We start from the raw sequence: 21,236 nt of genomic DNA on the forward strand, positions 1-21,236 counted from the left end.
CCTTACAGCGCCTGAATTTTGGCCCATACGCTGTCATCAACGGTGATACCGTTGCGGCGATTTTCTTCCAGCAGCTTTGTAAACTCGTGACCTGGCAGGCGGACTGGCGTCTCCTCATCCGCGCGTTCAGCGGTGGTGATGAAGTCCATAATCCGCTGTAATTTGGCATCGCGAGTGGCGCCGTCGATCAGTTTGTCGACCTCAATGGCAATGAAAATCTGCGAAACGCCGTATTCATCGCTGTTATCCTGGGTGACTTCCGCAACTGAGGAGCCATCAGAAAGTAGGGTGGCAATCATATCCAGCACAATCGACAGGCCTGAGCCCTTCCAGTAGCCCATTGGCAAAATACGGCGATTTTTCTCGATAACGCCAGGTTCTCTGGTGAGATTACCTTCATCGTCGAACCCGCCGTCCACCGGTAGTTCACGACCCGCCAGACGGTTAACTTCCAGCATGCCGTAGGAGAACATCGACATCGACATATCCACCATGGTGATCGGCGTTGATGGGATGGCAACAATCAGCGGGTTAGTGCCGATACAGCACTCTTTAGAACCCCATGCAGGCATCACGGCGATGGAGTTGGTCCAGCAGATGCCGATGTAACCTTTCTCTGCGGCCTGCCAGCCATAGCTACCGCCGCGCATCCAGTGATTTGCATTACGCAGCGCCACCAGGCCAATGCCGTGATCGGAGGCCAGTTCGATGGCTCTGTCCATCATCTTTTTCGCGGTCAAGTTGCCGATTGAGCGTTGGGCATCCCACTGCTCAATTGCTCCGAGGCTGGTAATGCGCTGCGGTTTGGCCTCAGGAATGATGTCGCCGTTGTCCAACTGCTGAATGAAGCGAGGAAAACGGTTCACGCCATGCGAATAGACTCCGGATTCGGTGGTGCGTGCAAACATTTCAGCACAGGCATCTGCGGTTTCAACGGCAAGACCGCGCGCCAGCAGTACCCGATTGAACGCTTCTTTCAACTGCTCAAAAGTGACTTTCATTCCTGTTTCCTTAATTAAATTTGATCGCTTTTTTATCTCTAAATTTCACTATGCGAAATCTGATTTCAAATATAGCGATCAAATTTTGACAGATCAACGGGTCGGCCTGTTTTTTAAAATTATCAAAATCAAATGGTTATGTTTTTTCGGTTCAGATCGTGAACTGAAACACACTTTGCGCTACCATCAGAGCGCGACGAAAAGGGGAGCGAAAGCGATGGGCACAAAAGAGAATGAGATGACGCAAGAAAAAGAGAGGCCAGCCGGAAGTCAGAGCCTGTTTCGTGGTTTGATGTTGATTGAGATCCTGAGCAACTATCCGAATGGCTGCCCGTTGGCCCATCTGTCTGAACTGGCGGGGCTGAACAAAAGTACCGTGCATCGACTGCTGCAAGGGCTGCAATCTTGTGGATATGTCACGCCCGCGCCCGCAGCGGGAAGCTATCGCCTGACCACCAAATTCATCGCCGTTGGGCAGAAGGCGCTGTCGTCACTGAATATTATCCATGTCGCCGCGCCGCACCTTGAAGCTCTGAATATTGCCACCGGTGAAACGATTAACTTTTCCAGTCGTGAAGATGACCACGCGATTCTGATTTATAAGCTGGAACCCACCACCGGTATGCTGCGCACCCGCGCCTATATTGGTCAGCATATGCCGCTGTATTGCTCGGCGATGGGCAAAATTTATATGGCGTTTGGTCATCCGGACTATGTGGCGTCTTACTGGGAAAGCCACCAGGATATGATTCAGCCACTGACCCGCAATACCATTACCGGTTTACCGGCGATGTACGATGAACTGGCACAGATCCGTGAAAGCAGCATGGCGATGGACCGGGAAGAGAATGAGCTGGGCGTATCCTGCATTGCGGTGCCGGTGTTTGATATTCATGGCCGCGTGCCGTACTCGGTTTCAATTTCACTCTCCACTTCTCGCCTGAAGCAGGTTGGGGAGAAGAATTTACTCAAGCCGCTGCGGGAGACTGCTCAGGCAATTTCGAATGAACTGGGCTTTACCGTTCGCGATTAGGCGAAACGCCAGAGTTGCTCACATACCTGACAAAATTTAACCGTTTCCCCTGTCCGATCAAAGCGACAGGGACAGCCTCTCTGGCACTCTGTGGTTTTTAACGGCGACGGAGAAGGCAATGAACGGATTTATTATGGCGGATGCGGCGAAATGCATTGGATGTCGTACCTGCGAAGTGGCCTGCGTCGTCGCGCATCAGGAAAACCAGGATTGCGCAGCGGTCTCTTCCAGCGCCTTTACCCCGCGCATTCGGGTTATTAAAGACGATGCGTTTACCACGGCGGTTACCTGTCATCAATGTGAAGACGCACCTTGTGCGAACGCATGCCCAACCAGCGCCATTCGCCGCGAAAGTGGGCATATCTTCGTTGAACAGGCGCGTTGCATTGGCTGTAAGAGCTGTATGCTGGTTTGCCCGTTTGGGGCCATGAATGTGGTTGTACATCGCTCGCGGGTGCAGGCGGTTAAATGCGATTTGTGCTGGCATCGTGATGCGGGGCCGGCGTGTGTAGAAGCCTGCCCAACCAGCGCGTTGCAGTGTGTTGACGCAGCCAATATTCAGCAGCAGCGTCTGCGTTCACAGCCGTTATGAAATTAGCCCGACCCGAGCTTGGGTCGAGCTAATCATCAGCCTTCCAGCCAGGCGCGTTCTATCTCTTCAGCCAGAATCTTCACGCCAGCCTCGATTTTCTCCGGTTCTGGCACGTAGTTCATGCGCATGCACTGATGGGTATGCGGCCACGGCTTATCCAGCCCCGGGAAGAAGTAGTCGCCTGGAACCATCAACACGCCACGCGCTTTCAGGCGCTGATACAGCAGTTCGGTAGTGATGGGCAAGTCCTTGAACCACAGCCACAGGAAAATCGCGCCCTCTGGTTTATGGATCAGGCAGCGTTCTTCAGACAGGTAACGGCGAATGATCGCCACGGTCTCCTGAACGCGCTGATAATAAAATGGTTTGATCACGGTCTCTGACAGGCGCAGCAGGTCGTTGCGCTTAATCATCTCGCACATGATCGCCGGACCCATGCCGCCAGGCGCAAGACTGATAATGCCGTTCATATTGGTGATAGCGGTGATGATTTTTTCATTGGCGATAATAATGCCGCAGCGCGAACCCGGCAGCCCGAGCTTGGAAAGGCTCATGCACAGCACAATGTTGGGGTTCCACAGCGGGCGTGCTTCGCTAAAGATAATGCCGGGAAACGGGACGCCGTAGGCGTTATCAATAATCAGCGGTATACCGTGCTGATTGGCAAGGCGATCCAGCTTCAGTAGTTCTTCGTCAGTGATCACATTGCCTGTCGGGTTGGTGGGACGCGACACGCAAATCATGCCGGTCTCTTCACCAATATGCAGGTGTTCAAAGTCAACGTGATACTTAAACTGGCCTTCCGGTAACAGTTCGATGTTTGGTCGTGCGGAAACGAAGAGATCCTCTTCCAGCCCGGAATCGGCATAGCCAATGTATTCCGGTGCCAGCGGGAACAGGACTTTTCGGGTGGTCCCGTCGGCGCGATGTCCGGCGAAGAGATTGAATAAGTAGAAAAACGCGCTCTGACTGCCATTTGTCAGTGCAATATTTTGTGGTTCGATATCCCAGCCCAGTTTCTCGCGTAGCAGTGTGGCCAGCTCAGCCAGTAGCTCGGTTTTACCTTGTGGACCATCATAATTACAAAGCGCATCAGTGACTTTGCCGTTTTCCAGCATCTCTGCCAGCAGAGACTGGAAATAATCCTGCATCTGTGGAATTTGCGCCGGATTACCGCCGCCAAGCATGATCGCGCCGGGCGTACGTAAACCGTCGTTGAGGTCCTCCATCAGGCGGGTGATGCCTGAATGGCGGGTAAATTTGTCGCCAAAAAGTGAGAATGTCATAGCAGGTGGTCTGTCGAGCTGAGTAATAAAGTGGCTAACCATAACGCTACCTATGGCAGGGTGCAAATCAGGCCTGCAAGGCTGGATTGACGTATTGTGCTGCAGATTTGTGACGGGCTGGTTTTTTATTTTGCATCAGGCTTCTCGTGGCATCCGGTACGAGAAGCCTGGCGGGATCAGGGCTGGCCTGCCCAGATAACTATCACTTTGTCGTCACCGTGCTCGCGGGTAAATCCGTAGCCTTGCTTTAACGTCAGTGTGGTTTGCTTACCCGCGCCGATGGCGGAATGTCTGGCCCGGAACTGGCTGATTTTCTGCCAGTGCGTGACGCTGGCGGCTGATTTGCCGCTGACGTCCAGCCAGTTCATATCGGAGCGTGTGCCCTGTAAAGGGTCTGAGCCAGTCGGGCCAAAAGGACGTGCGGACTCGTCGCCGTAAAACAGCTGCACTGCGCCGGGTGCCAGCAGCAACAGTTCGGCTGCTTTATCTCCACCTTCACGGAACAGGCGCGTATCATGCGATGAGAGATAGCTCAGGACGTTAAAATCCTGCAATTTATCTGCCATCTGTTGCCAGGTGAGATCCATATTTGCCAGACAGTCGACGGCCTTTGCCGCCTGCTCCTGATAATCAAAATTGATCATCGCATCAAAGCCGTGGCGGTAATAATCGCTACGCATGACGCCGTGGCCCCACGCTTCTCCGGTCATCCAGAAGGGTTTATCATCCAGCGCTTTGTCCGGGTTGGCTTTCTTCCATTCGGCCAACGCTGCGCTGGCCTGGGTTTTCAGTTGCTGCCAGGCGGGAAGCTCGACGTGTTTGGCGGTATCGACCCGAAATCCGTCAATCCCGTAATCACGTACCCACTGACTGAGCCAGTGCGTCAGATAATCCCGAGGCGTGTAACCGGCGATAGCTTTGGCGTGGGTATCCGGCTTGTGCTGATAAAAGTTTGGCAGCCCGGAAGGTGTGGTGGATTCAGTTTTCAGGTCGGGCAGGAAGGCCAGCGACATTGTCAGGTCGTCAAAACCGGGACTGTTGTAGTCGCCGATGTCGGTACGGATCCAGTTTTTTCCCCACCATTTTTCCCAGGCGGTTTTATCGCTGAAGTTGATGTAATCATTAAAGCTGTGCCAGCTCTGTCCGGCGGCGGGCTTCCAGTCCGTCCAGCGTTCACCGAGCGTATTTTTCAGTTCATCACCCGATAAGTACAACGCACCAAACTGATACGCCTGCATATCGGCCAGCGTCGCGTAACCCGCATGGTTCATCACCACATCGAACAGAATACGGATACCGCGCTGGTGAGCGCCGTCGACCAACGCACGCAGATCGGCCTCGTTGCCCATATTGGCGTCAAGCGTAGTCCAGTCTTGCGTGTAATAGCCGTGGTAGGCGTAGTGAGGAAAATCTCCTTTGGTACCACCACCAACCCAGCCGTGAATCTGCTCAAACGGGGCGCTGATCCACAGAGCGTTAACCCCCAATCGTTGCAGATAGTCGAGCTTGCTGGCGAGGCCGCGTAAGTCACCGCCGTGAAACGTACCAATCTCCTGCATGCCGTCGTTGTGACGATCATAGCTGTGGTCATTGGTAGGATCGCCATTCTGAAAACGGTCCGTCAACACGAAGTACACCGTGGCGTTGTGCCAGTCAAAGGGGGCGGGGGCGTCCGTTTCTGCGCGTTCAAGCAGTAACAACCCGTTGCTGGTTGCGGCAGGCTGCATTGCGATCTGACCGTTCTTCACCGTTGCCGTTTGCTGGCTGTAGTAATCGCGTACCACTGTCCCTTCCGGGAAGGTCTGGCTCACGTCCAGTGTTAACGGAGAACCATCCCATTTTGGACACTGACGAACCTGGGCCGTGACGGGATCGGTGGTGCTTTTAACCGAGAGCATCAGCGTCGGTGTGCCGGAGCGGGTATCGACTTCCAGCGTATAGCGACCGTCTTTGAATAAACGCCACTGCGGTGGCTCGCCTTCGCAAGGTTTGAGCGACAGCATCTGATTGAGTTTAATGGCATCGGCAGGCTGCCAGCACTGTTGGTCAAAATTTAGAATTAAAGGGCGGGTACCCTTCGTCAACGCTGCATGGCTGACAAACTTACCCGTACCTTCCACTTCGAAGGCGGGGAACCCTTGAGAAGTCCATGATGAGGCGATGGCGATGCCGGGCATAAGCGCCAGCGCAAAGGCGGCAAGTTTCATAACGCTGTCCTTGATGCTGCGGTTTTAGCCAGTTTGCCAGCGAATTACGGTCGGAGACTCATCCTTTGGGTGGATTCCACCAGGATGAGACGTGAGGGTGAGCGATCGTGCGCAAAAAACGATGTTATTTTGCGATAACCCCCACATTTTCTTCGAATTAATGCCAATTTTAACCGTTAGCGCGTGACATAGTTTCAGAATTGGACTATTCCTTTGGGTGCTCTTGACGGCTATTTTTGCTATGATTTGAGATTCATCTCTCATTTTTGTGAAAAATATAAGGTGTTGGAATGTATAAATCCGACCAGGAGACCTAATGATATTGACTCCCATTCGACGATATGGGGCAATGATTCTTATGTTACTCACCATGGCATTTTCGGGTGAGGTGCTGGCAAAGACACACACGGCAACAACGAGTCAGAAGCCCCAGGCAACCAAGACAAGTAATACACAGGTAAGCAGTAAACAAGAGTATTCTCGCAATAGTGCAAAGAGTAGTTCACTTCCTGATTTGCGAAAATACCCTTCCGGAACACCAAGGAAAAAAGCGTTTCTCCGGACGGTTATGCCTTACATTACCAGTCAAAATGCGGCCATTACTGCTGAACGTAACTGGCTGATTTCGAAGCAGTACCAGAATCGCTGGTCGCCAAGCGAGCGTGCGCGTATGAAAGATATCGCCAAACGCTATAAGGTGAACTGGTCTGGCAACACGCGTAAAATTCCGTGGAACACGCTGCTCGAGCGCGTGGACATTATCCCGACCAGTATGGTAGCGACCATGGCTGCTGCTGAAAGCGGATGGGGTACGTCAAAGCTGGCGCGTAGCAACAACAACCTGTTTGGCATGAAATGTGTCAAAGGGCGCTGCACCAATGCGCCGGGTAAGGTGAAAGGTTACTCTCAGTTTGACTCGGTGAAAGAGTCGGTGACGGCCTACGTCATCAACCTGAATACGCATCCGGCATACTCTTCTTTCCGTAAGTCTCGTGCCCAACTGCGTAAAACGGATCAAGAAGTCACCGCCACGGCGATGATTCACAAGCTGAAGGGTTATTCCACCAAAGGACAGAGCTACAACAACTATCTGTTCGCGATGTATCAGGATAATCAGCGCTTAATTGCCGCGCATATGTAATCCCAGCATGCTGAACAGGCCTACATGATGATGTGTAGGCCTGATAGCACTGCGCCATCAGGCAACGCTCTTCACAGCAGCACTTCACTGTTCACATCGCGATACTCTTTGGGCGTCGTGTCGTACTCTTTTTTGAAGACAGAATAGAAATACTGCAGAGATGGATAGCCGCACATCTGCGAAATCTCATTGATCGACAGCGTGGTTGAAATCAACAGGCTGCGCGCTTTTTCCAGCTTTTCGGCATGGATCACCGCGTGGATGGTCTCCCCGACCTCTTCTTTAAAACGTTTTTCCAGATTCGAACGCGAAATCCCCACTGAGTCCAACACTTGATCAACCTTGATACCTTTGCAGGCGTGGTTGCGAATGTAATGCATAGCCTGAATAACGGCAGGATCGGTAAGCGAACGATAATCCGTAGACTGACGCTCAACAACGCGTACAGGAGAAACCAGAATGCGCTGTAAGGGTATCTCTTCGTGAGCCAGCAGGCGGTGGAGTAGTTTGGCTGCCTGATACCCCATTTGTCTGGCTCCCTGAGCGACGGAGGACAAGGCGACTCGTGACAGGTAGCGGGTGAGTTCTTCGTTATCAATCCCAATGACGCACAGCTTTTCCGGTACCGGAATATGCAGATGTTCACAGGCCTGCAAAATATGCCGTGCACGTGCGTCGGTGACGGCGATAATCCCGGTTTGTGGCGGTAAGGTTTGCAGCCAGTCGGCCAGCCGATTTTGTGCGTGCTGCCAATTTTCTGGTGCGGTTTCCAGACCCTGATACACCACGCCACGGTATTTTTCTTTTGCGACCAACTGACAAAAGGCGTACTCGCGCTCCTCGGCCCAGCGTTTGCCGCTTGAAGCCGGAAGACCATAAAATGCAAACCGGTTAATGCCTTTTTCTTTTAAATGCAAAAAGGCGCTTTCAACCAAAGCATGGTTGTCGGTGGCAATGTAATGGACCGGTGGATAATGTTCGGCAATATGGTAGGAGCCACCGATGCCGATGATAGGAACATCTACATCGGCAAGTAATTGCGCAATATCATCATCGTCATAATCGGCAATAACGCCGTCGCCTAACCACTCTTTAATGTTATCAATGCGAGCACGAAAATCTTCTTCTATGAAGATATCCCACTCTGATTGCGACGCTTGCAGATACTCACCAACCCCTTCAACCACCTGACGGTCGTAGGCTTTATTGGCATTAAATAACAACGTAATACGATGACGTTTATGAAACATGGTTCTTTTCCCGCTGAATCATGTAGAAAAGACAATGCCGGTTGCATTAACCGGCATTGAGATACACCCACTTCTTAAATTCAGGAACGACGTTTGGTTGCCGAGTCCATCCATACTGCCAACAACAATATCGCCCCTTTCACTATGTATTGCCAGAAGGTGGGAACGTCCATCATACTCATTCCATTATCGAGAGAAGCCATAATAAATGCGCCCATGACGGCGCCGGCAACACTCCCGACCCCTCCCGCCAGGCTGGTTCCCCCGATGACACATGCGGCAATGGCATCCAGTTCTGCAATGTTCCCTGCGGAAGGGGAACCTGCGCCAAGTCGAGAGCTAAGAATGAGTCCAGCAATGGCGACCATCAAACCATTAATAGCGAAGACGGCAAGTTTGGTGCGTTCAACGTTGATGCCGGAAAGACGGGCGGCTTCCAGGTTCCCGCCAATGGCGTAAATCCTCCGACCGAATGCGGTACGCGTGGCCATAAACATCCCAGCGAGCAACAGCAGCGTCAGCAGCAAGACGGGCGTTGGGACGCCACGATAATCGTTTAATAGCCAGATTGCCCCTAAGACGACAATGGCAGTGAATGCCTGGCGACCCACGGCCGATGTTGATGCGGGAGTGGCAAGGCCTAACGCCTGTCGACGCATACGGCCGCGCCATTGCCAGCCAACAAACGCCATTAAGCCAAGAGCACCGATGACAAAGCCTGTGCCATCGGACAAGTAGCTCTGACCAATCTGAGACATTGCTGCGCTGGTGGGAGATACGGTGGTGCCGTTGGTGATGCCAATCAGAATACCGCGGAAAGCCAGCATTCCCGCAAGGGTGACGATAAACGACGGAACCTTACGGTAAGCAACCCACCATCCATTCCATGCCCCGAGGAGCAAGCCCAGCACGAGGGTGACGATCACCGTCAACGGTAATGGCCAGCCTAACCAGACATCACAGATTGCCGCTACACCGCCCAATAACCCCATCATGGAACCGACTGACAAGTCGATTTCCGCGGAAATGATCACGAATACCATACCTACGGCAAGAATACCGGTAATCGCAGTCTGTCGAAGCAGGTTCGAGACGTTACGCGCGCTCAGGTAGGCACCATCGGTGGTCCACGTGAAAAACAGCATAATCACGATGATCGCCGCAATCATGACGAAGACTTGTAAGTTAAGCGATTTTATTGCTGGGAAACCACCTGCGACAGAGGGTGAAAGTTTCGCTTCAGACGGATTGTTTTTCGACATGATGTTCGCTCCTTAATGCGGCTTCCATCACCTGCTCCTGAGTCAGGTTATGATTTACCAGGTTAGCTTTCAGTTTTCCTTCATGCATCACGAGGATGCGATCGCTTAGTCCGAGCACTTCAGGTAATTCAGAGGAGATGACAATCACGGCAATGCCTTCCTGAACGAGCTGGTTGATGAGTTTGTAGATTTCATATTTGGCACCGATATCAATGCCTCTGGTGGGTTCATCAAGAATGAGGATTCGGGGATTTAACAGGAGGCAACGCGCGAGAATCGCTTTTTGCTGATTCCCTCCACTCAGACGCCCGATCGCAAGGTCGGGAGACGATGTTTTCACTTTGAGCTGTTGAAGCGATTCCAGAATGCATTTCTGTTCTGCGGCATCATCAAGATGGCTCATGCCCCCGGTAAATTTATCGAGCGCGGCCAGGGTGATATTTTTCCCCACCGCCATCACCGGAACAATGCCATCTTTTTTTCTGTCTTCAGGCACCATGGCGATGCCATGAGCAATAGCTTGCTGGCAGTTATGAATATGTACCTGAGTGCCTTCAATAAAAATCTTTCCCTCCCAACGCCCAGGCCAGACGCCAAACAGACACTGTACGGCTTCGGTACGTCCTGCACCGACGAGTCCGGCAATGCCGAGAATTTCGCCCTGCTTGAGTGAGAAAGAAATGTTGTTGACGCGTTTTATATGGCGATTGACGGGATGCCAGGCTGTCAGATTCTCAACCCGTAAAATCTCTTCTCCCGTGGTATGAGGTTCACTGGGGTAAAGTGCGGTGAGCTCACGACCAACCATCATGGTGATAATATCGTCTTCAGTCATATTGGTCGCATCGCGTGTGCCGATGTGTTTACCGTCGCGAATGACACAAATAGTATTCGAGATGGCTTTAACTTCGTTCAATTTGTGTGAAATATAAATGCAGGCAATATCATGCTGTTGCAGGTCACGTATAATATTCAGCAGTATTGCGGTTTCCTGCTCGGTAAGGGAGGCGGTCGGTTCATCCAGAATAAGCAAGCGGACCTGTTTATTCAGTGCCTTCGCAATTTCTACCAGCTGTTGTTGTCCTAAGCCTAAATCGCCCACGCGCGTATCTGGAGAAATAGACAAACTGACCTGATCGAGTAATTTTTGGCAGCGTAACGTCATCATCTCGTAATCAAGAACGCCGTTACGGGTCATTTCGCTACCGAGGAAAATATTTTCCAGTATTGTCAACTCTTTCACCAGGGCTAATTCCTGATGGATGATCGCAATACCCTTACGTTCGGTATCACGAATATGACTGGCACGGATGGCTTCGCCAGCAAAAATGATCTCGCCTTCGTAGGTTCCATGCGGGTAAATTCCGCACAGAACTTTCATTAGCGTCGATTTACCCGAACCATTTTCACCGCATAATGAAACGATTTCGCCAGCATTGACCCTGAGGCTAACGTTATCAACAGCTTTCACTACGCCGAATGTCTTGGTAATGTTTTTCATTTCAAGAAGATATGGCATAACTGCTCCACATAAGCCAATAAGAGAACCCTTCGTGGACGTTCACGTATACCCGTGGCGAATTTGACACCACGTTTTATTGCCCTCTGTTTTTTGCAGAGGGCACATGACTTACAAATCGCTTTTCTTGTGGAATCCGTCTTTAATAACGGTCTCGTTAATATTGTCTTTGTTGACATCAATTGGTGTGAGCAGTCGGGAAGGGACATCTTTTAGACCATTATTCAGTGTGGTATCTGCTTTAGGCTGTTGATCATTTCCCAGTTCGACGGCGATTTCCGCAGCGGTATTTGCGAGCAATGTAATGGGTTTATAAACCGTCATGGTTTGAGTCCCAGCGACAATGCGCTTGATGCCCGCAAGGTCCGCATCCTGTCCGGAAATAGCAACTTTTCCTGATAATCCTTGCGCACTCAGCGCCTGAATCGCACCGCCAGTTGTGGCGTCATTTGAGGCAACTACCGCGTCGATTTTGTTATTGTTGGCGGTTAGCGCATTTTCCATAATCTTTAACGCATTTTCTGGTAACCAACCGTCAACCCATTGATCACCCACCACCTTAATTTTTCCGCTGTCGATATACGGTTTTAATACTTTCATTTGTCCGGCGCGGAACAGCTTCGCGTTGTTATCAACGGGTGAGCCGCCCATCAGGAAATAATTCCCTTCGGGGACAATATTGACTAATGATTGAGCCTGTAATTCACCCACTTTTTCATTATCGAAAGAGATATAAAAATCGATGTCAGCATCATTGATCATGCGATCGTAAGCCAGCACCTTAATCCCTTCTTGTTTTGCTTCTTTGATAACATTGCTTAATACCTGGCCGTTGTAAGGGATTATCACAAGGACATCCACGCCCCGGTTTATCATGTTTTCAATCTGCGACATTTGGGTTTCTTCATTACCATTCGCCGATTGTACAAATACTTTCGCACCAAGCGATTCAGCTTTGCTGACGAAAATATCGCGATCTTTCTGCCAGCGTTCCAGACGGAGATCATCAATCGCCATACCGATTTTCACTTCTTTGGCATGACCTGTAACGCTGGTGAGTAAAAGGGATGTGCAAACAGTCAGTAAAATATTCTTCATCTTCATAATCGTGATGCCTTTTGTAGGGGAGAGACAGCAGAAAAGTAACAATCACAGCGTAAGACGTAGCAGAGTTTTAACAGGTAATGCCTGGAAGGCAATTATAGATTTTTATCTTCCAATTACGTTTTTTGGTTTATTTCTTGATTTATGACCGGGATCGTATTTTAAATGATTCGTTGCCTGGGTTGCATTTAAGTTTGATAAGTAACGATTTTTAAATGGGTCGAACTTTATTTTGCGAAGTGGCGCACACTTGTGAATTATCTCAATAGCAGTGTGAAATAACATAATTGAGCAATAGGTGGGGAGTGCCCAATATTACGACATTATTCATCACCCGCCGCATTACCTGATTATGGAGTTCATTATGCAAGCCTATTTTGACCAGCTTGAGCGTGTTCGTTATGAAGGCACCAAATCAACGAATCCATTAGCATTTCGCCACTACAACCCTGATGAGTTAGTGTTAGGCAAGCGTATGGAGGATCACCTGCGGTTTGCCGCCTGCTACTGGCACACTTTCTGCTGGAATGGTGCAGATATGTTTGGTGTTGGTGCATTTAATCGCCCGTGGCAGCAACCCGGTGAAGCGCTGGAATTAGCGAAGCGCAAGGCGGACGTGGCGTTCGAGTTTTTCCACAAGCTGAATGTGCCTTACTACTGCTTCCATGATGTGGATGTCTCGCCTGAAGGCGCGTCACTGAAAGAATACAAAAATAACTTTGCACAAATGGTTGATGTGCTGGCCGCAAAACAGGAACAGAGCGGCGTGAAGCTGCTGTGGGGAACGGCAAACTGCTTTACTAACCCACGTTACGGCGCAGGTGCGGCTACCAACCCGGACCCGGAAGTGTTCAGTTGGGCGGCCACTCAGGTGGTGACTGCCATGGATGCCACGCATAAATTAGGCGGTGAAAACTATGTCCTGTGGGGGGGACGTGAAGGCTATGAAACGCTGCTGAATACCGATCTGCGTCAGGAACGTGAGCAAATTGGTCGTTTCATGCAACTGGTGGTTGAGCACAAACACAAAACCGGTTTCCAGGGTACTTTGCTGATCGAACCGAAGCCGCAGGAACCGACCAAACATCAGTACGACTACGATGCGGCGACCGTCTACGGGTTCCTCAAGCAGTTCGGTCTGGAAAAAGAGATCAAACTGAATATCGAAGCCAACCACGCCACGCTGGCGGGCCACTCCTTCCACCATGAAATCGCCACCGCGATCGCACTCGGCCTGTTTGGCTCTGTCGATGCAAACCGTGGTGACGCACAGTTAGGCTGGGATACCGACCAGTTCCCGAACAGCGTAGAAGAGAATGCGCTGGTGATGTACGAAATCCTGAAAGCAGGCGGTTTCACCACTGGCGGTCTGAACTTTGATGCCAAAGTTCGTCGCCAGAGCACAGATAAATACGATCTGTTCTATGGTCATATTGGGGCGATGGACACCATGGCGCTGTCGCTGAAAGTGGCGGCTCGCATGATTGAAGACGGTGGCCTGGATCAGCGGGTTGCAAAACGTTATGCCGGTTGGAATGGTGAGCTGGGCCAGCAAATTCTGAAAGGTCAGATGACGTTGACGGAAATTGCGCAGTACGCTGAACAACATAACCTGGCACCGGTACATCAGAGCGGCCATCAGGAACAACTGGAAAATCTGGTAAACCATTATTTGTTCGACAAATAACGGATCGTTGAGAACGTTCGTAAGCCCGGTTAGCGACGCGCTGCCGGGCCTTTCTTTAAGGAACGATACCTTATGTATATCGGGATAGATCTTGGCACATCAGGCGTAAAGGCCATACTGCTGAATGAGCAGGGGGATGTCGTGGCCTCGCAGACGGAGACGCTCACGGTCTCGCGTCCTCATCCGTTATGGTCGGAGCAGGATCCTGAACAGTGGTGGCTGGCAACGGATCGCGCCGTCAAAGGGCTGGCCCTGCAGCATTCACTCAGCGAGGTGAAGGCGCTGGGTATTGCCGGTCAAATGCACGGTGCGACGCTACTTGATAAGCAACAGAAGGTATTGCGCCCGGCGATTCTGTGGAATGACGGACGCTGCGCGCAAGAGTGCGCGATACTGGAAAACCAGGTTCCGCAGTCTCGCAGGATCACCGGCAATCTGATGATGCCGGGTTTTACGGCACCAAAATTGCTGTGGGTTCAGCACCATGAGCCGGATATTTTCAGTCAGGTTGATAAAGTCCTGCTGCCGAAAGATTACCTGCGTTTGCGAATGACCGGGGAATTCGCCAGCGATATGTCTGATGCCGCTGGTACGATGTGGCTGGACGTGGCGAAGCGTGACTGGAGTGATGTCATGCTGGAAGCATGTGGCCTGACCCGTGCGCATATGCCCGCGTTGTTTGAAGGCAGCGAGATTACCGGAACGTTGCTGCCAGCTGTCGCTCAATCCTGGGGCATGTCAGAGATTCCAGTGGTGGCGGGCGGCGGCGATAACGCGGCGGGTGCGGTTGGCGTCGGCATGATGAATGCCGGTCAGGCGATGCTTTCGCTGGGCACGTCTGGTGTTTACTTTGCGGTAAGCGACGGGTTCCTCAGTAAACCGGAAAGCGCGGTACACAGCTTTTGTCATGCCTTACCTGATAGATGGCACCTGATGTCCGTCATGCTCAGTGCGGCATCCTGCCTTGACTGGGCGGCAAAATTAACCGGGATGACCAGCGTTCCTGCGCTGATCGCTGCGGCGCAACAGGTGGATGAGCAGACTGAACCCGTCTGGTTTTTGCCGTATCTGTCGGGTGAACGCACACCGCATAACAACCCGCAGGCGAAAGGTGTATTTTTTGGTCTGACGCATCAGCACGGCCCGGCAGAACTGGCGCGAGCGGTGCTGGAAGGCGTGGGATTCGCGCTAGCGGATGGCATGGATGTGGTGCATGCCTGCGGCGTTAAACCGACCAGCATTACGCTCATTGGTGGCGGGGCACGTAGCGAGTACTGGCGCCAGATGCTGTCTGATATCAGCGGGTTGCAGCTGGATTACCGTACCGGTGGTGATGTTGGCCCCGCATTGGGTGCGGCGCGTCTGGCACAAATTGCCATGAATCCGCAGCAGCCATTATCAGACCTACTGCCTCAGCTGATGCTGGAACAGGCACATTATCCTGATGCTGAACGCCACGCGCTTTATCAGCAACGTCGCGAAACTTTCCGTCGTATCTACCAGCAATTGCTGCCGCTCATGTTCTGACTCTATTTCCCCTCTGGTAAGCAGAGGGGATTTATCAAATGTATATTTCAATCTAATAAATCATTAGCGCGCATGAATTTATTCTGAAAGTCCAGTCTGATGCCATGTTTCTGTGTTGTCTTTAGCGGGTTATTCATATTGTATCCATGATGGATAAGGAGACCCGAATGAAGACGACAAGGCTGTTGCCATGGATAATTTTCCTCTCTGGCGCACTGATGTACGTTATTGGCTTATGGCAGGCATGCCCGTTATTGAGCGGAAAAGGGTATTTTTTCGGCGTGCTGATGACGGGAATGTTCGTGGGGTACGTTTATCAGTGGGCTGAAAATCTTAATCTAAACGACGAACGCTTCGCCTCCGTGTGTCAGATGGTGGCACTCATCACGGTAGGACTGCTGCTGGTGGGAGTTTGGAATGCCCCGTTATCTCCCCTCGAAAAGGGACTGTACCCGGTGGCATTCTTCATGTGTTTACTGGGGCAAGTTTTGCTAATGCGTTCAACAGAAAATTTATCTAAAGGACAGGAACTCTAAATGCATAACAAAGCATCAACCTTTTCTCCCGCATTTAATATCGTGTCATAGATAGCGCTTATTGGCGGCATCGTGACTTATCTGCTGGGGTTGTGGAATGCGGATATGCAGTTGAATGAAAAGGGGTATTACTTTGCTGTTTTGGTGCTTGGTTTGTTTTCTGCTGCGTCGTATCAAAAGACAGTACGGGATAAATATGAAGGGATCCTGACCACACCTATTTACTATGTAACCTGCCTTGCAGTTTTTGTTATCGCGGTAGTATTGCTGGTGGTTGGTTTATGGAATGCCACATTGTTGCTCAGTGAGAAAGGGTTTTACGGTTTGGCCTTCTTTTTGAGCTTGTTTGGTGCAGTTGCTGTGCAGAAAAATATTCGTGATGGTGGTTTTGAACGTCTAAAAGATACCGCGGTGGCTACAGAAGAATTTACTGAATAATCAAGGGTACCCGATCATTACCGATCGAGTACTTCTTGTATTAACTCACCAGTCTGCGCGTATCGATTCGCTGTAATAGCGCGGAAAGCAGCAGACTTCCTGCCAGCGTGGCGCTAAAAATCCATAACATATCCAGCGGTGGCCAGCTCTTTAGTTCAATACCGTTGGTGCGTAGCGCATGAATGATCAGCGCATGGAAGCCGTAGATGCCCAGCGAGTGGCGGGAAATCAGGCCCAGTACGGGAATAGTGCGTGCGTAGAGAGTATTTTTGACCAACGTCAACAGCGAGACTGCGCAAATGAACACCGCAGGGCCGCAGTAAAGATACCAGGTGTCGGCGAAATTTCCTCGCCAGCGGAGTTCATATAACGTGCCGCGAGAGATAACAAACACGGCGGTGATGCACAGCGCTGCACTGATCCAGGTGAGCGCGCGTTTTTGCGTGTTCATCATGCCAATTGCCCGGCCCAGCATGCCGTACAGGATGTAATAGACCGTATCGCCGCTGATGTACAGGTTGATGGGCAGCCACTCAATGCCCCCGATTCTTTGCGATACGGTGTTGGGATTGGCAAGGATGCCAAGTACCACCATCAGCGCCAGCAGCATTTTTCCGCCGACATTTTTCACCTGAATCAACGGCGATACCAGGTAGATGACGGCAATCGCGAAGAAAAACCACAGGTGATAGAACACCGGTTTTTGCAGCAGATTTTTCAACGACAACCCGGCATTGATCGAAGTAAACAGTGAGATGTAGGCCAGTGCGACGGTACTGTAAAACAGAATGCAGAGCGCAATACGGAGAAAATGCCGTGGCTGGGCGCTGCGTTCGCCAAAGAACAGATAGCCTGAAATCATGAAAAACAGCGGTACGCTAACGCGTGAAGCAGAATTAAGCACATTGGCAAGATCCCAGGTTAACGGGCTGACGCTTTGCGCATTGGTGATGTACCAAGTGGTGGTATGGATCATGACGACCATTAAACAGGCAATCCCACGCGCGTTATCAATCCAGAAAATTTTGGGCTGCATCAGTTCCTCTGTTTCCATTTTAAAAAAAGTCTGACTGGCATTTCGTGGGCGTATCTCACTGGAATAATCTGAGTTTTTACGCTAAAGCTTGTGATGGTCCGATGAGATTCTCAAGATAGGATCCGTTTCCAGACAGTAATAATAAGACTGACCCGCAAATCAGGGGGTAATAAAATGATGATGAAGTATTTCTTTCCCGCAATGATTACCCTCCTGCTGGCAGGATGCGCAGATCCACAACCGCCAGCACCAGCGCAGAAGGCGCAAAAGGCCAAAGTGAGTCCTTCGCGTTCGCTGGACATGGAAGCATTGTGCAAAAATGAAGCGGCGGAGCGCTATAACACCGGTACGCAGAAAATTGATGTTACCGGCTTCGAACAGTTCCGGGGCAGCTATGAGATGCGGGGTTCTACCTTCCGTAAAGAGAGTTTTGTCTGCTCATTTGACGCAGACGGGCAGTTTTTACACCTTTCCATGCGCTAAGTTCCTCCTTTTTCCCGTTTCGTACTGTATATCTTGCAGCCAGCGGGTATACTGACCGCTTCCTTTAAATCCACACGTATCCAGCACGAAATAATATGCAAAAGTTTGATACCAGGACCTTCCAGGGCTTGATCCTGACCTTACAGGATTACTGGGCTCGCCAGGGCTGCACCATCGTTCAACCATTGGACATGGAAGTCGGCGCGGGCACTTCTCACCCAATGACCTGCCTGCGCGCGCTGGGGCCGGAGCCGATGGCGACTGCTTATGTGCAGCCTTCTCGTCGTCCTACCGACGGTCGCTATGGCGAAAACCCGAACCGCTTACAGCACTACTATCAGTTCCAGGTCGTCATTAAACCGTCCCCGGACAATATTCAGGAGCTGTACCTCGGTTCGCTGAAAGAGCTGGGTATGGATCCGACCATTCACGATATCCGTTTCGTGGAAGATAACTGGGAAAACCCAACGCTGGGTGCCTGGGGTCTGGGTTGGGAAGTGTGGTTGAACGGCATGGAAGTGACGCAGTTCACCTACTTCCAGCAGGTGGGTGGTCTGGAATGTAAGCCTGTGACCGGCGAAATCACCTACGGTCTGGAACGTCTGGCGATGTACATTCAGGGCGTAGACAGCGTTTACGACCTGGTCTGGAGCGACGGCCCGCTGGGTAAAACCACCTACGGTGACGTATTCCATCAGAACGAAGTTGAGCAATCGACTTACAACTTTGAATACGCCGATGTGGACTTCCTGTTCACCTGCTTCGAGCAGTACGAGAAAGAAGCTCAGCAGCTGCTGGCGCTGGAAAACCCGCTGCCGCTACCTGCTTACGAACGTATTCTGAAAGCCGCCCATAGCTTCAACCTGCTGGATGCGCGTAAAGCCATCTCCGTCACCGAGCGTCAGCGCTATATTCTGCGCATTCGCACCCTGACCAAAGCAGTCGCAGAAGCTTACTACGCTTCCCGTGAGGCCCTTGGCTTCCCGATGTGCAACAAAGACAAATAAGAGGCGGCCATGTCTGAGAAAACTTTTCTGGTGGAAATTGGCACTGAAGAGCTGCCACCAAAAGCACTGCGCAGCCTGGCTGAGTCCTTTGCTGCGAACTTCACTGCGGAGCTGGACAACGCTGGCCTCGCACACGGCAACGTAGAGTGGTTTGCCGCCCCACGTCGTCTGGCGCTGAAAGTGGCTGCCCTTGCTGAATCTCAACCGGACCGTGAAGTTGAAAAACGCGGCCCGGCAATTGCTCAGGCGTTTGACGCGGAAGGCAAACCGAGCAAAGCGGCAGAAGGTTGGGCGCGCGGTTGCGGCATCACTGTCGATCAGGCTGAACGTCTGACCACTGACAAAGGTGAATGGCTGCTGTACCGTGCACATGTGAAAGGCGAAAGCGCAGAAACGCTGCTGCCAAACATGATTGCCACTTCGCTTGCGAAGCTGCCGATCCCGAAACTGATGCGCTGGGGCGCGTCTGACGTCCACTTTGTGCGTCCGGTTCATACCGTAACGCTGTTGCTGGGTGACAAAGTCATCCCGGCAACAATTCTGGGTATTCAGTCCGATCGCGTGATTCGCGGCCACCGCTTTATGGGCGAGCCGGAATTTACCATCGACAATGCCGACCAGTATCCTGAAATCCTGCGCCAGCGCGGTAAAGTCATTGCCGATTACGCCGAGCGTAAGGCAAAAATCAAGGCTGATGCCGAGGAAGCTGCGCGTAAGATTGGCGGCAACGCCGACCTGAGTGAAAGCTTGCTGGAAGAAGTGGCTTCTCTGGTTGAATGGCCGGTGGTACTGACTGCGAAATTCGAAGAAAAATTCCTCGCGGTGCCGTCTGAAGCGCTGGTTCACACCATGAAAGGTGACCAGAAGTACTTCCCGGTGTACGCGAACGACGGCAAACTGCTGCCAAACTTTATCTTCGTCGCCAACATCGAATCGAAAGATCCAATTCAGATTATTTCCGGTAACGAGAAAGTCGTGCGTCCGCGTCTGGCAGATGCCGAATTCTTCTTCAATACCGACCGTAAAAAACGTCTGGAAGATCATCTGCCACGTCTGCAAACCGTGCTGTTCCAACAGCAACTGGGTACGTTGCGTGACAAGACCGATCGTATTCAGGCGCTGGCGGGCTGGATTGCCGAACAGATTGGCGCTGACGTTAACCATGCTACCCGTGCGGGCCTGCTGTCCAAGTGTGACCTGATGACCAACATGGTCTTCGAGTTCACCGACACTCAGGGCGTGATGGGCATGCACTATGCGCGTCATGATGGTGAAGCGGAAGATGTGGCCGTGGCGTTGAATGAGCAGTATCAGCCGCGCTTTGCCGGCGATGACCTGCCGTCCAACCCGGTTGCCTGTGCCGTAGCCATTGCCGACAAGATGGACACCCTGGCGGGTATCTTCGGTATTGGTCAGCATCCGAAAGGCGACAAAGACCCGTTTGCGCTGCGTCGTGCTGCGCTGGGCGTGCTGCGTATCATCGTTGAGAAGAATCTGAACCTGGATCTGCAAACGCTGACCGAAGAAGCGACTCGTCTGTATGGCGACAAGCTGACTAACGCCAACGTAGTGGATGATGTCATCGACTTTATGCTGGGTCGTTTCCGCGCCTGGTATCAGGACGAAGGTTACACTGTCGATACCATTCAGGCCGTACTGGCGCGTCGTCCTACTCGTCCGGCTGATTTCGACGCACGTATGAAGGCGGTTTCGCACTTCCGTACGCTGGAAGCGGCGTCCGCGCTGGCTGCCGCCAACAAGCGCGTATCGAATATTCTGGCGAAGTCTGAAGAAACGCTGAATGACCGCGTAAATGCGGCCACGCTGAAAGAACCGGAAGAAATTGCGCTGGCGATGCAGGTTGTGGTGCTGCGCGATAAGCTGGAGCCTGTCTTCGCTGCTGGTCGTTACCAGGAAGCGCTGGTTGAGTTAGCTGAACTGCGTGAACCGGTTGATGCGTTCTTTGAGAAAGTGATGGTGAACGTAGAGGATAAAGACCTGCGTATTAACCGTCTGTCTATGCTCGAAAAACTGCGCGAGCTGTTCCTGCGCGTGGCGGATATTTCGCTACTGCAGTAACGGTTTGCTGAGAATAAAAAACCTGCCGCCTGGCAGGTTTTTTTATCT

The 21,236-nt window shown here is 51.7% G+C and carries 18 protein-coding genes; 10 read left to right on the plus strand and 8 right to left on the minus strand.

Translation table 11 applies throughout. The features are described from left to right. Positions 1-2: 2 nt before the first annotated feature. A complete protein-coding gene (gene yiaK / locus E4Z61_RS17825; RefSeq protein WP_135323910.1) occupies positions 3-1,001 on the minus strand; it encodes a 3-dehydro-L-gulonate 2-dehydrogenase in 999 nt (332 codons plus the stop codon). 217 nt (positions 1,002-1,218) lie between these two features. Here yiaK and yiaJ point away from each other — a divergent pair, with 217 nt between their 5' ends. Then, complete coding sequence (gene yiaJ / locus E4Z61_RS17830) at positions 1,219-2,034, plus strand: IclR family transcriptional regulator YiaJ (RefSeq protein ID WP_135323911.1); 816 nt, start codon at positions 1,219-1,221, stop codon at positions 2,032-2,034. 118 nt (positions 2,035-2,152) lie between these two features. Next, positions 2,153-2,626, plus strand: coding sequence for a 4Fe-4S dicluster domain-containing protein (locus E4Z61_RS17835; RefSeq protein ID WP_135323912.1), 474 nt, complete (start codon positions 2,153-2,155; stop codon positions 2,624-2,626). Positions 2,627-2,661: 35 nt separating this feature from the next. On the opposite strand, the gene avtA is transcribed toward E4Z61_RS17835, so the two are convergent. Beyond that, positions 2,662-3,912, minus strand: a complete 1,251-nt coding sequence (gene avtA / locus E4Z61_RS17840) for a valine--pyruvate transaminase (protein WP_135323913.1) — start codon at positions 3,910-3,912, stop codon at positions 2,662-2,664. A 176-nt stretch (positions 3,913-4,088) separates the two neighbouring features. Continuing rightward, entirely contained in the window at positions 4,089-6,119 is a 2,031-nt protein-coding gene (gene malS, locus E4Z61_RS17845; protein WP_135323914.1) for an alpha-amylase, read from the minus strand. A gap of 316 nt (positions 6,120-6,435) precedes the next feature. On the opposite strand from malS, the gene E4Z61_RS17850 reads away from it, so the two are divergent. After that, positions 6,436-7,260: a protein bax gene (locus E4Z61_RS17850; protein ID WP_135323915.1), complete on the plus strand. Its 825-nt coding sequence runs from the start codon at positions 6,436-6,438 to the stop codon at positions 7,258-7,260. 71 nt (positions 7,261-7,331) lie between these two features. Here E4Z61_RS17850 and xylR read toward each other — a convergent pair whose 3' ends face one another. From xylR to xylF, 4 genes are all read right to left on the minus strand, one after another. After that, complete coding sequence (xylR, locus tag E4Z61_RS17855) at positions 7,332-8,510, minus strand: D-xylose utilization transcriptional activator XylR (protein WP_135323916.1); 1,179 nt, start codon at positions 8,508-8,510, stop codon at positions 7,332-7,334. Positions 8,511-8,590: 80 nt separating this feature from the next. After that, complete coding sequence (gene xylH, locus E4Z61_RS17860) at positions 8,591-9,772, minus strand: xylose ABC transporter permease XylH (RefSeq protein ID WP_135323917.1); 1,182 nt, start codon at positions 9,770-9,772, stop codon at positions 8,591-8,593. Continuing rightward, the gene (locus E4Z61_RS17865) at positions 9,750-11,291 is read right to left on the minus strand and encodes a xylose ABC transporter ATP-binding protein (protein WP_135323918.1); all 1,542 of its coding nucleotides are present in this window, start codon (positions 11,289-11,291) and stop codon (positions 9,750-9,752) included. The genes xylH and E4Z61_RS17865 overlap by 23 nt, the downstream gene beginning before the upstream one ends. Before the next feature lie 111 nt (positions 11,292-11,402). Continuing rightward, complete coding sequence (gene xylF, locus E4Z61_RS17870) at positions 11,403-12,395, minus strand: D-xylose ABC transporter substrate-binding protein (protein ID WP_135323919.1); 993 nt, start codon at positions 12,393-12,395, stop codon at positions 11,403-11,405. A gap of 364 nt (positions 12,396-12,759) precedes the next feature. Between xylF and xylA the strand changes: the two genes are divergently transcribed. The 4 genes from xylA to yiaA all read left to right on the plus strand — a co-directional run bounded on the left by xylA (position 12,760) and on the right by yiaA (position 16,583). Continuing rightward, the gene (xylA, locus tag E4Z61_RS17875) at positions 12,760-14,082 is read left to right on the plus strand and encodes a xylose isomerase (protein ID WP_135323920.1); all 1,323 of its coding nucleotides are present in this window, start codon (positions 12,760-12,762) and stop codon (positions 14,080-14,082) included. 72 nt (positions 14,083-14,154) lie between these two features. Further along, the gene (xylB, locus tag E4Z61_RS17880; RefSeq protein WP_135323921.1) at positions 14,155-15,609 is read left to right on the plus strand and encodes a xylulokinase; all 1,455 of its coding nucleotides are present in this window, start codon (positions 14,155-14,157) and stop codon (positions 15,607-15,609) included. Between the two features lie 167 nt (positions 15,610-15,776). Beyond that, entirely contained in the window at positions 15,777-16,145 is a 369-nt protein-coding gene (gene yiaB, locus E4Z61_RS17885; protein WP_135323922.1) for an inner membrane protein YiaB, read from the plus strand. A 51-nt stretch (positions 16,146-16,196) separates the two neighbouring features. Then, positions 16,197-16,583: an inner membrane protein YiaA gene (yiaA, locus tag E4Z61_RS17890; RefSeq protein ID WP_240703885.1), complete on the plus strand. Its 387-nt coding sequence runs from the start codon at positions 16,197-16,199 to the stop codon at positions 16,581-16,583. A gap of 40 nt (positions 16,584-16,623) precedes the next feature. On the opposite strand, the gene E4Z61_RS17895 is transcribed toward yiaA, so the two are convergent. Further along, on the minus strand, positions 16,624-17,619 hold the full coding sequence (locus E4Z61_RS17895) for an acyltransferase (RefSeq protein WP_135323923.1): 996 nt from the start codon (positions 17,617-17,619) through the stop codon (positions 16,624-16,626). Positions 17,620-17,793: 174 nt separating this feature from the next. On the opposite strand from E4Z61_RS17895, the gene E4Z61_RS17900 reads away from it, so the two are divergent. The 3 genes from E4Z61_RS17900 (at position 17,794) to glyS (ending at position 21,188) form a co-directional block, all read left to right on the plus strand. Continuing rightward, a complete protein-coding gene (locus E4Z61_RS17900) occupies positions 17,794-18,102 on the plus strand; it encodes a YsaB family lipoprotein (RefSeq protein WP_135323924.1) in 309 nt (102 codons plus the stop codon). 95 nt (positions 18,103-18,197) lie between these two features. Continuing rightward, a complete protein-coding gene (gene glyQ, locus E4Z61_RS17905) occupies positions 18,198-19,109 on the plus strand; it encodes a glycine--tRNA ligase subunit alpha (RefSeq protein ID WP_001168551.1) in 912 nt (303 codons plus the stop codon). Between the two features lie 9 nt (positions 19,110-19,118). Further along, positions 19,119-21,188: a glycine--tRNA ligase subunit beta gene (gene glyS, locus E4Z61_RS17910; protein WP_135323925.1), complete on the plus strand. Its 2,070-nt coding sequence runs from the start codon at positions 19,119-19,121 to the stop codon at positions 21,186-21,188. The last annotated feature ends 48 nt before the right edge of the window (positions 21,189-21,236 follow it).

It is taken from the genome of Citrobacter tructae, from assembly GCF_004684345.1.
GTDB classification, from domain to species: Bacteria; Pseudomonadota; Gammaproteobacteria; order Enterobacterales; family Enterobacteriaceae; genus Citrobacter; species Citrobacter tructae.